Source organism: Alistipes sp. 56_sp_Nov_56_25 (genome assembly GCF_001915285.1).
Lineage (GTDB): Bacteria > Bacteroidota > Bacteroidia > Bacteroidales > Rikenellaceae > Alistipes > Alistipes shahii.
Window position 1 is genome coordinate 1 of sequence record NZ_MNQF01000006.1, and the last position, 12875, is coordinate 12875.

The window sequence follows — 12875 nt, forward strand, 5'->3', positions numbered from 1 at the left end:
ATCAAATAGAATGCCACGCTATCGGCACCCGTTTTGACCTATAGCGTGGCGTTTTCCTGTTTTTGAGGCGTTTCAGCACCCGTTTTGACTAATAAGTCTCTTTTTTGCTATAATCATCTTTTGGTATAAAGTAGAATCATTCCCGTTCTCGTTTGATTTCATTTCGGATGATTGCGGCTTTTCTTTCCATAAAGGCAATTATCGAATATTAAGAATCTTCTATTGCCTCGGATTTATATTACTTGCATCCATTCTGCCGATATTTTTCAAATCAACTGCTATGCCCCAACTTGCCAAATTCGGAAAGATATGGATTTGGACAGCCATTCTCATATTGGATTTTGCAGCCGCGATGCCTAATATTTATTTTTCAGAGCAGCAGGCTGATAAACTATATATGGGTTTCCGTGAAATGGGAACTGTATATAAATATGCTCCTATATATGCTGTGGGGACAGGCGATTATTTCAATGTGCTTATTCCGCAAGATTCGGTTTACACCTCTTCCGAACATTATCTGAAAGTTTACTATGAGCGTCATGGCGATTTATTGATTCAGCCCGAAACGCGGGATACGATATGGATAGAGAAAGGCGGGGTATGGGCGAATCCAAACCGTCAGACCATTGAAAACAATACAAGTTGCCTGATGCGTTGGCAATGGCAATACTATGCTTGGCATAAAATCAAGGGATTGTTTTGCAAAGAAGAAAACAATTAGGCAATGAAACACGACATAATCATACTGCTTGGGATTTTGCTGATTGGATGTCAAAGCCAGCCCATACAATCGTGTTCTGAATCTGATGATTTGCTCTATGAGCAATATTGGCAGTTTCAAGAATCTATGTTGTTTGGGATTGGAGATGAAGATACCGCAATCGAAAGCCTTTTTAAGTCGGCAGAAGCGGGTTATGCAGAATCACAGAGCCAATTAGGGGGTGGCTATGCCTATCGTCCCGACTTGATTAAACGAAAGGGGGCAGACATTGATTCTGCTGTTATATGGTGGCTCAAAGCGGCTGAACAAGAAGATTATGTTGCACAAAAGGAATTGGCAATATTCCATGTAAGAATGAAAGAGTGGAAACAAGCTAAATACTGGCTCAAACGCGCTGAAAAGAATGGCTTTGAAGATGAAACACTCTATCACGAAATTAGAGGCTATGAACGCAGGAATGTGCAACCTATTCCAAAGGAGAGTAGAATTGCTGTCAAACAGTACTATCAATTTTTGAGTTATGTCCAATCTGGTTATAAATTGAATTTCGACATTAAGAATCTGATTGAATCCGCAGAATCGGGCTATGTTCATTCCCAAACGGAATTAGCGTGTTGTTATGCCTACCGTCCCGATTTACTCGGATGTGAAAAGCCAAATATTGATTCTGCTGTAATCTGGTGGCATAAAGCCGCAGAGCAAGACGATTGGGTTGCACAAGAAAAATTAGCCCAGCATTATGCCGATATTCAAGATTGGAAGCAAGCGAAATTCTGACTGAAACGAGCCAAGAAGAACGGATATAAAGATAAGGAGTTGCAAAAGAAGATTAGGAAAAACTTATAGCATTGATGAAATAATTTTAAAGGCCAATATTAATTACAATCTTCATAAATACTTTACATTAATTAATTATCAATCTATAACACTCAATCCGATGACACGAGAAGAACGAGTAAAAATATGCGAAACCTGCAAACATTGCCAAAAGGACATAGAGCGAGGAATTTTGTGTGGCCTTACCAATGAATATGCAGATTTTGACGATAAATGCCACTTATACGAACCGAGCGAGAAACAACAAGTAAAAACTCGCGCCAGACAAATTATTGCTAGAATGAAAGAACCTTCTGACAAAGGATTATCGTTCGGTGAATGTATTGCTGTTGTTGTAACTTACTTGTTTTGCTTGATAAGTACGCTTGTTGGTGATGAGGCAAAGTCATCAATCGTAATCTTGGCAGTAGGGTTCATGTTGGTAGCATTAATCTGTCTGGATTATTATTACCTTAAGTATAAACGAAAAAAGAAGATATTTGGCGAACTGACGTCATCTGCTATCGAACAAATCATTAAAATCGAAGGTTTCTATCCCTACAAGGAAAACGGGGATATATACTTTAAGTCAGAAAGTATATTCTATCGTATTATGCACGAGGCTCCCAAATTCTCACTGCTTTTACAAAGGCCATTCCAAGGCTATTATAAGATTGCTCTTCTTGCCGCCACCAAGGTTATGAGTAATACCATAGTTGGGAAAATAGAGGTATTGGAACAATCAGGAAAATCGTCACAATTATTCATATCATTTTCTGCCGAGAGTCTTATTCACTACGTGGATGAATTAAGAGTAAACTTTTCTTCCTATTTTGAAATTATAAATATAATGCAGGCCCAATTCTTAGATGAATATCACAAACTGGAAGAAGTTGAACAGGCGCATAATCCATTATATGACACAACATTGATTAACTAATTATGAAACCCTACCTACTCCCCATATTCGCCTTGCTGATTGTCGGATGTGGAAATCAACGCCAGCAACATACGATGTTGAAAAGCGATTGGTTAAGAAAGAATATGTCAAACGAGATTGAGTGACATAATTTTTAAGGGCTATATAAACAGAGATTTTCAAAATTGCGTCACAGAAGATGAAAAACTACTTACTAATACTTACACTATTGATTGTTGGGTGTGGAAATCGACACTCCCAACAAGTAGCAACTACACAATCTATCGAAACAGGGGCAACCGATTCTACGGCAGAGCATGTTACAGAAGAAACCGATATTGAGATATTACCAGATTCCATGAACATTGTAGGTGGAAAATCATTGAATGACATCCGTTTCGGAAACTGGACAGAAAAAGATTGGTTCGACAATGATTATTTTCGTACTTTACGCACGTACATTGATGCGTGTTACAAAGGGGAAATTAAAGATGAAGTTTTAGAGCCCTATAAATTTGCGTTAAAGGGGAAATTTGCAATATTTAACGCAGAGCCATTCATTGGTGGTGGTATGTTTATTTATTTCGTTTTTTTAGATGCTCCGAACAAAATTTTTAATACTTGGATTTATAGTTACGTAGATGAAAATACTGAAACCGTTGTAGATTATCAAGTACGAGGAGTAAAAATTATCGAAGAGGATTCCGAATTTACAAAAGAGGAGATTGTGTCCATAATTGAGGAGCATCCCGAAAATAAATTATGGTAAAACTACATTTTATAGCAGTTCATATAACAATGATATATCCTCGGCCATATGGTCGAGGATTTTTCTTTATAGAAATCAAAGCTACTGAAAATTACTGAAAACAGACGAACGGCGAGAGGGGAAAATTTTTCGCCGATTTTCTGCCAATAAAACAGCCCATAACTCAAAAAACATGAATGACACAAGCTAAATCATCGACAAGCCCCAACGCAACGACTAATTCATTAACCAGCAGAAGATTATAATAAAATTACTGTTTACCCTTTTGTTTACCCTACCCCCCAAAATACAGAATTGCTCGCAATCAGATAATGATTGATGCCTCTTTAGCTCAGTTGGTTACGGACGAAAACGAAGTTTTTGTCCGCGAAGGAGACACGACACTCTTAATGTTGGGGTCCAGGGTTCGAGCCCCTGAGGGGGTACAAAGCAAAAGACTGATAATCAATGATTATCGGTCTTTTTTGCGTTTATACCATTCCTTTCTCTTTGGCATTTTCAGGGCAAAAACAGCCCGTTTGAGGGTGCAGGGTACACATTAGGCTCCACATAGGGAACTACACATCCAACTGCATATAACAATGTAATCAAATGACATTCAAAGTTATATGCCGCAAAGAAATTATTTATAAAAATTCCACCTCTCCATTGTGCCTTTTATTCTTTCAAGGCAAACGCAAAAAGGCAGTCGGATTGGGTGTTTCCGTTGCGCTTAAACATTGGGACGCAGAAGCACAAAAGGTAACAGACGACTGCCCCGACAGGGACAATATTCAGTTTCAGATAACAGCCAAAGTAAAAGAGTACGAGAAGAAAATCCGACGTTTAGAGATTATGGATATTCCCGTAACCTTTGAAAATCTCTTTGAACAGAACAGCAAACGACTGAATTGTTCCATAGGCGAATATCTAAAACAAACAATAGAAAGACTTGAAACGCTCGGCAAATACGGCTCGGCATCCAAACACCGTTCCCTACTCTCCCGCCTGTCTGAATTTAGGTCGCTGAACACTCGGTTCGATGAAATAGATTTAGCGTTCCTGCGTGATTTTGAACTGTTCCTGCGTAAAGAGGGTAACACAAACAACAGCATAGCCACCCAATACGCCATTTTGCAATGTTTGTATATTCGTTGTCATGGAGGCCTGTGTCCTCTTTTTCGGACCCCATCAGAATCAACGCAAAAGCAGCCTGACCATATGGTCAGGCTGCTTTTGGACTTCAACGTCATCGTATTAGAAAACCCGCAGCAACGCACCGGAAAGCGCGGAGCGCACTTCGGGAGCGTTCCGCACCTCTTCGGGAATGGCAGTTCTCGTATAGACGCTCTCCTCGGCCTTATCGGTCTGGCTGATCATCGTCAGCGTTTTTCCGTCTTCGCTCAACTCAAAGGCGTAGCTGGCGCCCCAAGGCTCACCGTCGCGGTAACGGCCCGAAAGCTGCGCACCGTTGACCGCAAAATCGCCGGAATAGCACACAAAGGTCGGAGTTTCCACCTTCTGGAAGATGTTGAACGTCCCGTCGGACAGAAACTCGACGTAGACATCGAAATCCGCATATGCCTCGTTGCTCCACTTCGTCTGGCGCCACTCGCCCACAACGCCCGAATCAATGTTTTTCGAGCCGTCGTCATCCTTCGAACAACCGGCTGAAAACAGGAACAAAACAGCCGCAAACAGGGAATAAATATATTTTTTCATTGTATTTTAACTCTATCGTTTATAACCAGCCTCCGTTTTCAGCACCCGTTTCGCGGGCAATGACGGCAAACGTCTTGGTAATTTCGATGCCGCCCATAACCGACCCCGTTCCGGGCCTGTTGCCGCCGCCCACCGCCTTCACGGTGATGTGCGCAACTCCCGGCTTCGTACATTTGATCATCAACTGACCATTGTACATCTTCGGTTCCACGGCCATGCCGAGTTTCTGCATATCTTCCGCCGAGACTTCGACACCCATATAGGTCAGATCCTTGGCCGAACCTCCGAAATGTTTCGTAAGGGTGACAAGCTCCAGTTTGCCGGTCTTGACTTTCAGACAGGGCGTTCCTTCGATCTGCATCAGCAACTGGTAGGCATCGGTCAAACCCGTACCCATTTTGCCGCGGTATTTTTCGAGATTGATCGTCCCGCCGGAGGTTTTGGACCCTTCAAACCGCGAGTCGATGTCGTTCACCGAGGTGAGCAGCATCGAAACAAACTCCTCGCGCGTGAAGTGTTTGCCCTTGGCCAGCGCATAGGAAAGCCCCAGAGCGGCCACTCCCGAAACATGCGATCCGAGCCTGCGATTTTGCTTCCGGGGGAGCGAAGGGCGGAAGGGAGATCGGAAGCCCGACAGTTGCGCCCGAACATCGCAATAAAAAGTAACTTTTTCGACGCTAAAAAGCTCCGATTGTAACAAACGAAAAGAAAAAACGGGAAAAAGCGGCATGATTGTCGCGAATTTGTATTACTTTTGAATAAAGTATATAATCCGAACCAAATACGATGAAAAACCGCTGGATCGTTGCGGCCTGCGCCGCCGTTTGCTGGACGGCCTCCGCGCAGACGACTGCGCCCTATGCCCCGGCGCCTGAAAACCTGCAAGCCCGGACGGCGTTTCAGGACGCCAAATTCGGCATTTTCCTCCACTGGGGACTTTACTCCATGCTCGGCACGGGCGAATGGACGATGACCAACCGCAATATCAATTATCAGGAGTACGCCAAGCTGGCCAACGCGTTCTATCCACACGATTTCGACGCGGCGGAGTGGGTCTCGGCCATCAAATCCTCGGGTGCCGGATACGTCTGTTTCACGACGCGCCACCACGACGGCTTCTCGATGTGGGACACCGCGCAGACGGATTACGACATCGTGGACGCCACGCCGTATAAACAGGATATTGTAAAGGCGCTCTCCGGCGAGTGCGCCCGCCAGGACATCCGGCTGCACCTCTATTATTCGCTGATCGACTGGTACCGCGACGACTGCCCGCGCGGCAGGACCGGACTGGGAACGGGCCGCCCCGGCACGGCGATCAGCTACGAGCGTTACTACGACTTTATGAAACGCCAGCTCACGGAGCTGCTGACAGACTACGGCCCGGTCGGCGCCATCTGGTTCGACGGGGTGTGGGACCAGGACCAGAACCCGGATTTCGACTGGAAACTCCGCGGGCTGTACGACCATATCCATGCCATCCGGCCGGCCTGTCTGGTGGGTAACAACCACCACCTCGTTCCGTTCGAAGGCGAGGACATCCAGATTTTCGAGCGCGACCTTCCGGGCGAGAACACCGCCGGGCTTTCGGGGCAGGAGATCGGCCGCCTGCCGCTTGAAACGTGCCAGACGATGAACGGCATGTGGGGCTACAAGATCACCGACCTCGATTACAAATCGTCGAAGACGCTGATCCACTACCTCGTGCGGGCTGCGGGCCGCAACGGGAACCTGCTGCTCAACATCGGTCCCCAACCCGACGGGAAACTGCCTGCGACGGCCGTCGAACGGCTGCGGGAGATGGGCGAATGGCTCGCCCGGTACGGCGAAAGCATCTACGGAACCCGCGGCGGCGACATCCCGCCTCACGACTGGGGCGTAACGACGCGCAAGGGCGACAAACTCTATGTGCATGTGCTCGATTTGCAGGACGATGCGCTGTACCTGCAGCTCGCGCAACGGGTGAAGAGCGCCCGGTGCCTGAACAACGGCGAGCGGGTGAAGTTCGACACGCTCCGGGGAAAAGGGATCGTCCTGAATCTGGAGCATGTTCCCGAGGATACCGACCGAATCATAGAACTCACTTTACGATGAAAAAAACGACACAGCTATTCGCCGGCCTGCTTATACTCACGGGCGTGTTGTCGGCGTGCTCCCCGGCCGGCAACGAGGGTTTCATGCGGCGCGTGGAGACCGATTTCCGCCACAAACAGGAACTGCTTCCCCGGGGCGATCTGTTCGGGATATTCGACGAACCGATGACGCGGCAGGAGCGCGAAGCCATGATGTTCCTTTATGCCTATATGCCCGTGGGGGACATGACCGACTACCCGGGCGATTTTTATCTGGAAAACGTGCGCAGCGCGCTGGCCACCCGCCGGGAAATGCCGTGGGGAGACATCGTTTCCGACGAACTGTTCCGGCATTTCGTGCTGCCCGTGCGGGTGAACAACGAGAACCTCGACGATTCGCGCCGGGTGTTCCACGACCAGCTGGCGCCGCGCGTCGAAGGGTTGCCGATGTACGACGCCATCCTCGAAGTGAACCACTGGTGTCACGAAAAGGCCAACTACCAGCCGTCGGATGCGCGGACCAGTTCGCCGCTGGCCACCGTGCGCACGGCCCACGGCCGCTGCGGCGAGGAGTCGACGCTGCTCGTCGCTGCGCTGCGCTCGGTGGGCATTCCGGCCCGGCAGGTCTACACGCCCCGCTGGGCGCACACCGACGACAACCACGCCTGGGTCGAGGCCTGGGCCGACGGACGGTGGCATTTCCTCGGGGCCTGCGAGCCGGAACCGGTGCTCGACCTGGGGTGGTTCAACGCCCCGGCCAGCCGCGGGATGCTGATGCACACCAAGGTCTTCGGTTATTACGACGGCCCGGAGGAGGTGATGAAAACCACGGCCAACTACACCGAAATCAATGTGATTTCGAACTATGCCGCATGCGCTCCGCTCACCGTGACGGTCACCGACACGGCGGGCAGTCCCGTGGAGGGTGCGACCGTGGAGTTCAAACTTTACAATTACGCCGAGTTCTTCACCGTGTCGCGCAAAACGACCGACGGCCGGGGACAGGCGTCGCTGTCGGCAGGACTGGGCGACATGCTCGTCACGGCCGTCCGCGACGGGCGGTTCGGCATCCGGAAGGTCTCTTTCGGGCGGGAGCCGCAGGCGACGGTGGCGCTGGATCACGCGATCGGCGACGAATTCTCCTTTCCCGTCGACATCGTTCCCCCGGCCGAGAGCGCGAATTTGCCGGAGGTGACGGCCGCCCAGCGCGCGGAAAACGACCGCCGCTTCAACCGCGAAGACTCCATCCGCAACGCCTATATCGCCACGTTCCCCGCACAACCGGCCGTCGATTCGTTCGCCCGCGCCATCGGAGTGAAGCCCGGCCAGATCGCCCGGTTCATAACCGCATCGCGAGGCAATCACGGCGAGATCATGGATTTCCTGCGCGAAGCGAGCCGGAAAGGATGCACCGGGCGGGCGCTGCAACTGCTCGCCACGCTGTCGGAAAAAGACCTGCGCGACACGCCGTCGGCGGTGCTCGCAGACCATCTTTATAATACGGACAAGGATGCCGACGCCGCGACCGTGCTGGCTCCGCGTGCGGCCAACGAGATGCTCACCGCCTACCGGTCGTTTCTCCGGCGTGAAATCCCGGCGGCCGATGCCGCGGCATTCCGCAACGATCCGCAGCTGCTCGCAGCGTGGTGCCGCGACAGCCTGACGCTGCGGCCCGAACTCTGCACCGTTTTCACAACCGTCTCTGCGGAGGGCGTATGGCGCAGCCGCGTAGCCGACAAACCCTCGCGCAAGATCTTTTTCGTTGCCGCAGCCCGTTCGCTCGGCATTCCGGCGTGGATCGACCCCGTGACCGGGAACCTCTTCTACCGCCACGCCGGAAAGGATGTGCCCGTCGATTTCGAGTCGGCGAACGACCGGCAGATGGAAACCGGCCGGCTGAAACTGCGCTACGAGCCGATTCCGCGTCTCGACGATCCGGAATATTTCAGACACTTCACGCTCTCGCGCTTCGACGGGCAGTCGTTCGCGCTGCTGAACTACCCCGATTTCGAGCCATGGAGCGCGCGCTTCGACACACCCACCGACCTGGAAACCGGCTACTACATGCTCGCAACGGGCAGCCGCCTGGCCGACGGCAGCGTGCTGGCAAACGTGTCGTTCCTCAACATCGGGCCGAACCGGACGACCGAAACCGATCTACCGATGCGCGACAACTCGGAAGCGGTCCGCGTGATCGGCAGTTTCAACTCCGAATCGAAATTCATCGACGCCCGGACCGGCCGGGAGACCTCGGTGCTGCTCACCGCGGGACGCGGCTATTTCGTGGTCGGACTGGTCGGCGTCGGGCAGGAACCCACCGATCATGCGCTGAAGGACATCGCCGCCAAGGCCGCCGAACTGGAGCAATGGGGCCGTTCGATCATCCTGCTCTTCCCCGATGAAACGGCATACGCGAAATACGCGGCGTCACCCGCTGCCTCGCTGCCGCAAACCGTCACGTTCGGCATCGACCGCGACGGCTCCGTCCGCAGACAGATCCTCGACGCGATGCATCTGCCGGGGAACGTTCCGCTTCCGGTGTTTATCGTCGGCGACACGTTCAACCGCGTCGTGTTCGAATCCCACGGTTACACGATCGGCCTGGGCGACCGTTTCCTGCACACCATACACCAATTATAACCGGATTATGACGACTGAACTCTGCACCTATACCCGCAATGCATGCGACATCGCCCGGCGGACGGGCGTTGAGCGCATCGAACTCTGCGCCGCTCCCCTCGAAGGCGGCACGACCCCTTCCGCCGGACTGATCCGCTATGCCCGGAGCCTGCCGGACCTGCGGCTGAGCGTGATGATACGCCCCCGGGGCGGAGATTTTCTCTACACCGACGACGAGGTGGCGCTGATGGCCGAAGAGATCCGCCTCGCCCGCGAATACGGAGCCGACGGGGTGGTTTTCGGACTGCTGACACCGGCCGGAGAGGTGGACGAGACGCGCACGGCGCAGCTCGTGCGCGAGGCCGAGGGGATGGAGGTGACGTTTCACCGGGCGTTCGACATGACGCGCGATTCCCGGCAGGCGCTCGAAGCGGTCATCCGCACCGGATGCCGCCGGGTGCTCACCTCCGGAGGCCGCAACACGGCGCAGGAGGGCATCGGAACGCTGCGTGCGCTGGCGGCGCAGGCGGCCGGACGCATCGAGGTCATGGCGGGGAGCGGCGTCGGTCCGTCGAACGCCCGACTGCTGGCCGCCACAGGGGTCGACGCCCTGCATTTCAGCGCCCGCCGGGAACGCGAAAGCGGCATGCGCTTCCGCAATCCGCAGGTCTCGATGGGCGGGTGCGCCGGCGTTCCCGAATACACCCTGACCGATGCCGACGAGAGCGTCGTGCGGCAGATCCTTGCCGAGCTCGGCTGACGCAGGAGATTCGGGCATCGGAGGCCGCGGCACCCCGGCAGAAAAAGAATAACAGCACGGCGGGAACGACTCCGAGGAGGTCTCCGGCGCGTTTATCCGTCCTGGGAAACCAGCGCCCTGTTCACCCACAACAAGGAATCTGCGCTGTTCAGCGGGCCGCCCCGAAGGGAGGGGCAGCGGGCGGCGTAAAATCCGACTTACCCGATAATCAGATCTTCCACACGGACTTTAGGGACATAGTGTATGCCGTCCTTGCGGAAATAACGGTGATCGTCGTTTTCGGAAATCTCCACCAATTCGATTTTCTCGATGCCTTTGCCGATGGCCAGGATCAGCAGCGGCTCGGACTCCAGATGGAATTTCTGCCGGATCCGCTCTTTGTCAAACGCGCCGATACAGATGCCGTTCAGTCCGATTTCAGCCGCCTGGAGCAGCATGCTCTGAACCGAAATACCCAAATCAATATCGACATAACGATCTTCCGGAACCGTCGAGCAGACGATGATGAAAGCGTTCGGCCCGGTTCCCGGAAGCGGTAAATGAAGCTCGGGCAAGGCCCCTCCGAGGCGGATTTCGGCCAAGACCCCGGGCGCTTCGTCCGCCAGGACGGGCCGGAATCGCAGGACCTGCTGATTCCGCGCCGAGGGGATGCGGGTATTGACCCCGATAATGCGGCGAAGCTGGTCTTCGCGCACGATGAAGCGGGGATCGTAGCCGCGATGGCTGCGGTTTTTCAGCAACAGCCGGCTCAATGTTACCAGCGGCCGGCGACTGGCCTGGCCGGATGCCGAACGGGCCAGGTACTCTTCCATTTTTCGGCCTAAATAATCATCTGCCATTTTTCATCGGATATATAAACAAGGACAAAGATACGCAATCCGTTCGCATTCCCTCAATCCGGAAGAGATTTTCAACCGCCAATACGCGCCGGCAGCCAACCGGGCCTCAACCTGCCGGTATGAAACGCCGGATTCGACCGGCAAAAAAGAAATAATTTGCATTATCTTTGCGTCCGTCCGACAAACGCCCGATGTCCCAACGCAAGATTATCCATATCGACATGGATGCTTTTTACGCATCCGTAGAGCAGCGCGACCGTCCCGAATACCGGGGCCGTCCGATCGCCGTCGGATATGACGGACCGCGCGGGGTCGTCGCCACGGCAAGCTACGAAGCCCGCCCCTATGGGGTTCATTCGGCCCTCTCGTCCGTGCTGGCGAAGCGGCTGTGTCCGGAACTGATCTTCGTTCCGGCACGGTTCGATGTCTACAAAGCCGTTTCCCGACAGATCCGCGCCATCTTCGGCGAATACACCGAACTCGTGGAGCCTCTCTCGCTCGACGAAGCGTTTCTCGACGTGAGCCACGTCCGTTCGGCGACGCTGGTCGCCCGCGAAATCAAAGCCCGCATCCTCGCCGAAACCGGACTGACGGCCTCGGCCGGAATCTCGGTCAACAAGATGCTGGCAAAGATCGCCTCCGACTATCGGAAACCCGACGGACTGTTCACGATCCCGCCGGAGCGGATCGAGGAGTTCGTAGCCGGACTGCCCGTCGAACGCTTTTTCGGCATCGGCGAAGTGACGGCCGAAAAGATGCACCGCCTCGGCATCCGTACGGGAGCCGACCTGCGGCTCTGGAACGAAGCGGCACTCGTGCAGCAGTTCGGGAAGGCCGGACACAGCTATTACGGCTATGCCCGGGGCATCGACGAACGGGAGGTCACGCCGAACCGGGTCCGCAAGTCGCTCGGAGCCGAAACGACCTTTGCCGAAGACACGGACGACCGGGAACGGCTGCGGCTCGAACTGTCGGCCGTGCGCGAGGAGGTCTGGAACCGGGTGATGCGGCATGAATTTCGGGGCAAGACCGTCGTCCTGAAGCTCAAGTTCGACAACTTCCGGCAGATAACCCGCTCGAAAACCCTATTCACGCCCGTCGATTCGGCAGAGACCCTCCGGCGCGTGTCGGAAGAACTGCTGGCCGCGGCGGATTTCCACGGGCGTAAAATCCGGCTGATCGGCCTTACGGTCGGCAACTCGCCGGAGGCCTGCCCGGAGTGCGTGCAGCTGCGGTTCGACTTCGGGAACCCGGAAACGTAAAGGCGCCCGCCATCACCGGAAACGGTATGGCCTTTGCAAGGCTCCCGTCCAAAAAGGGAGCCATGAAACATACCGATAGAACAGGGGCGGAACAAACCGCCGCCCGGCAGCCGGAACCGACGCAGGAAATCACCGTAACGCAAGTCACCCCCGACGACATTCTCAACGACGGTGGTCCGATCACACCTGCAACCGGGGACGGGACGCCCACAGAACGGCAGCTGGAACAGGACGTGGTGACGGTCAACCCGTCGGTCGACAGCATGGAAAGCCGGGGATAACCCGGCAACATGCAGGCTTACCCCGCAGCATTCGCTGGCTGCCCCTCATGCAGCCGACAAGAAGACGCCCGGCCGCTCCTGCGAGCGGCCGGGCGCATGGCACAACCGGAGAGGGG

12 protein-coding genes, 1 tRNA gene and 1 pseudogene are annotated in these 12875 nt (G+C 53.7%); 11 read left to right on the forward strand and 3 right to left on the reverse strand.

The window, feature by feature from the left end:
• Nucleotides 1-280 precede the first annotated feature (280 nt).
• The 6 genes and pseudogenes from BHV64_RS03590 to BHV64_RS03615 all read left to right on the forward strand — a co-directional run.
• Nucleotides 281-721 (forward strand): hypothetical protein, encoded by a 441-nt coding sequence (locus tag BHV64_RS03590; protein WP_288115564.1) that lies wholly within the window; start codon nucleotides 281-283, stop codon nucleotides 719-721.
• Between the two features lie 3 nt (nucleotides 722-724).
• Entirely contained in the window at nucleotides 725-1498 is a 774-nt protein-coding gene (locus BHV64_RS03595; RefSeq protein ID WP_288115565.1) for a hypothetical protein, read from the forward strand.
• 160 nt (nucleotides 1499-1658) lie between these two features.
• Nucleotides 1659-2477: a hypothetical protein gene (locus tag BHV64_RS03600; RefSeq protein WP_288115566.1), complete on the forward strand. Its 819-nt coding sequence runs from the start codon at nucleotides 1659-1661 to the stop codon at nucleotides 2475-2477.
• Nucleotides 2478-2655: 178 nt separating this feature from the next.
• Nucleotides 2656-3225, forward strand: a complete 570-nt coding sequence (locus BHV64_RS03605; RefSeq protein ID WP_288115567.1) for a hypothetical protein — start codon at nucleotides 2656-2658, stop codon at nucleotides 3223-3225.
• Nucleotides 3226-3545: 320 nt separating this feature from the next.
• Nucleotides 3546-3650 (forward strand) — tRNA-Lys (locus BHV64_RS03610).
• 166 nt (nucleotides 3651-3816) lie between these two features.
• A pseudogene (locus BHV64_RS03615) lies at nucleotides 3817-4341 on the forward strand (phage integrase SAM-like domain-containing protein); the annotation flags it as partial.
• A 120-nt stretch (nucleotides 4342-4461) separates the two neighbouring features.
• On the opposite strand, the gene BHV64_RS03620 reads toward BHV64_RS03615, so the two are convergent.
• Nucleotides 4462-4926 carry a lipocalin family protein gene (locus BHV64_RS03620; protein ID WP_178845695.1) on the reverse strand — a complete coding sequence of 155 codons (465 nt, stop codon included), beginning with the start codon at nucleotides 4924-4926 and terminating at the stop codon, nucleotides 4462-4464.
• A gap of 19 nt (nucleotides 4927-4945) precedes the next feature.
• On the reverse strand, nucleotides 4946-5485 hold the full coding sequence (locus BHV64_RS03625) for a hypothetical protein (RefSeq protein WP_217727328.1): 540 nt from the start codon (nucleotides 5483-5485) through the stop codon (nucleotides 4946-4948).
• A gap of 227 nt (nucleotides 5486-5712) precedes the next feature.
• Between BHV64_RS03625 and BHV64_RS03630 the strand changes: the two genes are divergently transcribed.
• The 3 genes from BHV64_RS03630 to BHV64_RS03640 are packed head-to-tail and all read left to right on the forward strand — an operon-like array spanning nucleotide 5713 to nucleotide 10377.
• Nucleotides 5713-7020 (forward strand): alpha-L-fucosidase, encoded by a 1308-nt coding sequence (locus BHV64_RS03630; protein WP_217727327.1) that lies wholly within the window; start codon nucleotides 5713-5715, stop codon nucleotides 7018-7020.
• The gene (locus tag BHV64_RS03635) at nucleotides 7017-9638 is read left to right on the forward strand and encodes a transglutaminase domain-containing protein (protein ID WP_217727326.1); all 2622 of its coding nucleotides are present in this window, start codon (nucleotides 7017-7019) and stop codon (nucleotides 9636-9638) included. The genes BHV64_RS03630 and BHV64_RS03635 overlap by 4 nt, the downstream gene beginning before the upstream one ends.
• 7 nt (nucleotides 9639-9645) lie before the next feature.
• Nucleotides 9646-10377 carry a copper homeostasis protein CutC gene (locus tag BHV64_RS03640; protein WP_217727325.1) on the forward strand — a complete coding sequence of 244 codons (732 nt, stop codon included), beginning with the start codon at nucleotides 9646-9648 and terminating at the stop codon, nucleotides 10375-10377.
• Between the two features lie 197 nt (nucleotides 10378-10574).
• On the opposite strand, the gene BHV64_RS03645 is transcribed toward BHV64_RS03640, so the two are convergent.
• On the reverse strand, nucleotides 10575-11189 hold the full coding sequence (locus BHV64_RS03645) for a nitroreductase family protein (protein ID WP_015546327.1): 615 nt from the start codon (nucleotides 11187-11189) through the stop codon (nucleotides 10575-10577).
• 218 nt (nucleotides 11190-11407) lie between these two features.
• On the opposite strand from BHV64_RS03645, the gene dinB reads away from it, so the two are divergent.
• On the forward strand, nucleotides 11408-12478 hold the full coding sequence (gene dinB, locus BHV64_RS03650) for a DNA polymerase IV (protein WP_149885986.1): 1071 nt from the start codon (nucleotides 11408-11410) through the stop codon (nucleotides 12476-12478).
• A 62-nt stretch (nucleotides 12479-12540) separates the two neighbouring features.
• Entirely contained in the window at nucleotides 12541-12759 is a 219-nt protein-coding gene (locus tag BHV64_RS03655; RefSeq protein WP_147344308.1) for a hypothetical protein, read from the forward strand.
• Nucleotides 12760-12875 lie beyond the last annotated feature (116 nt).

Bases quoted from the DNA above. Each gene is read 5' to 3' on its own strand.
- BHV64_RS03605 (WP_288115567.1), top strand. From the start codon at position 2,656: ATGAAAAACTACTTACTAATACTTACACTATTGATTGTTGGGTGTGGA.
- BHV64_RS03590 (WP_288115564.1), top strand. From the start codon at position 281: ATGCCCCAACTTGCCAAATTCGGAAAGATATGGATTTGGACAGCCATT.
- BHV64_RS03600 (WP_288115566.1), top strand. From the start codon at position 1,659: ATGACACGAGAAGAACGAGTAAAAATATGCGAAACCTGCAAACATTGC.
- BHV64_RS03640 (WP_217727325.1), top strand. From the start codon at position 9,646: ATGACGACTGAACTCTGCACCTATACCCGCAATGCATGCGACATCGCC.
- dinB (WP_149885986.1), top strand. From the start codon at position 11,408: ATGTCCCAACGCAAGATTATCCATATCGACATGGATGCTTTTTACGCA.
- BHV64_RS03655 (WP_147344308.1), top strand. From the start codon at position 12,541: ATGAAACATACCGATAGAACAGGGGCGGAACAAACCGCCGCCCGGCAG.
- BHV64_RS03595 (WP_288115565.1), top strand. From the start codon at position 725: ATGAAACACGACATAATCATACTGCTTGGGATTTTGCTGATTGGATGT.
- BHV64_RS03645 (WP_015546327.1), bottom strand. From the start codon at position 11,189: ATGGAAGAGTACCTGGCCCGTTCGGCATCCGGCCAGGCCAGTCGCCGG.
- BHV64_RS03630 (WP_217727327.1), top strand. From the start codon at position 5,713: ATGAAAAACCGCTGGATCGTTGCGGCCTGCGCCGCCGTTTGCTGGACG.
- BHV64_RS03635 (WP_217727326.1), top strand. From the start codon at position 7,017: ATGAAAAAAACGACACAGCTATTCGCCGGCCTGCTTATACTCACGGGC.
- BHV64_RS03620 (WP_178845695.1), bottom strand. From the start codon at position 4,926: ATGAAAAAATATATTTATTCCCTGTTTGCGGCTGTTTTGTTCCTGTTT.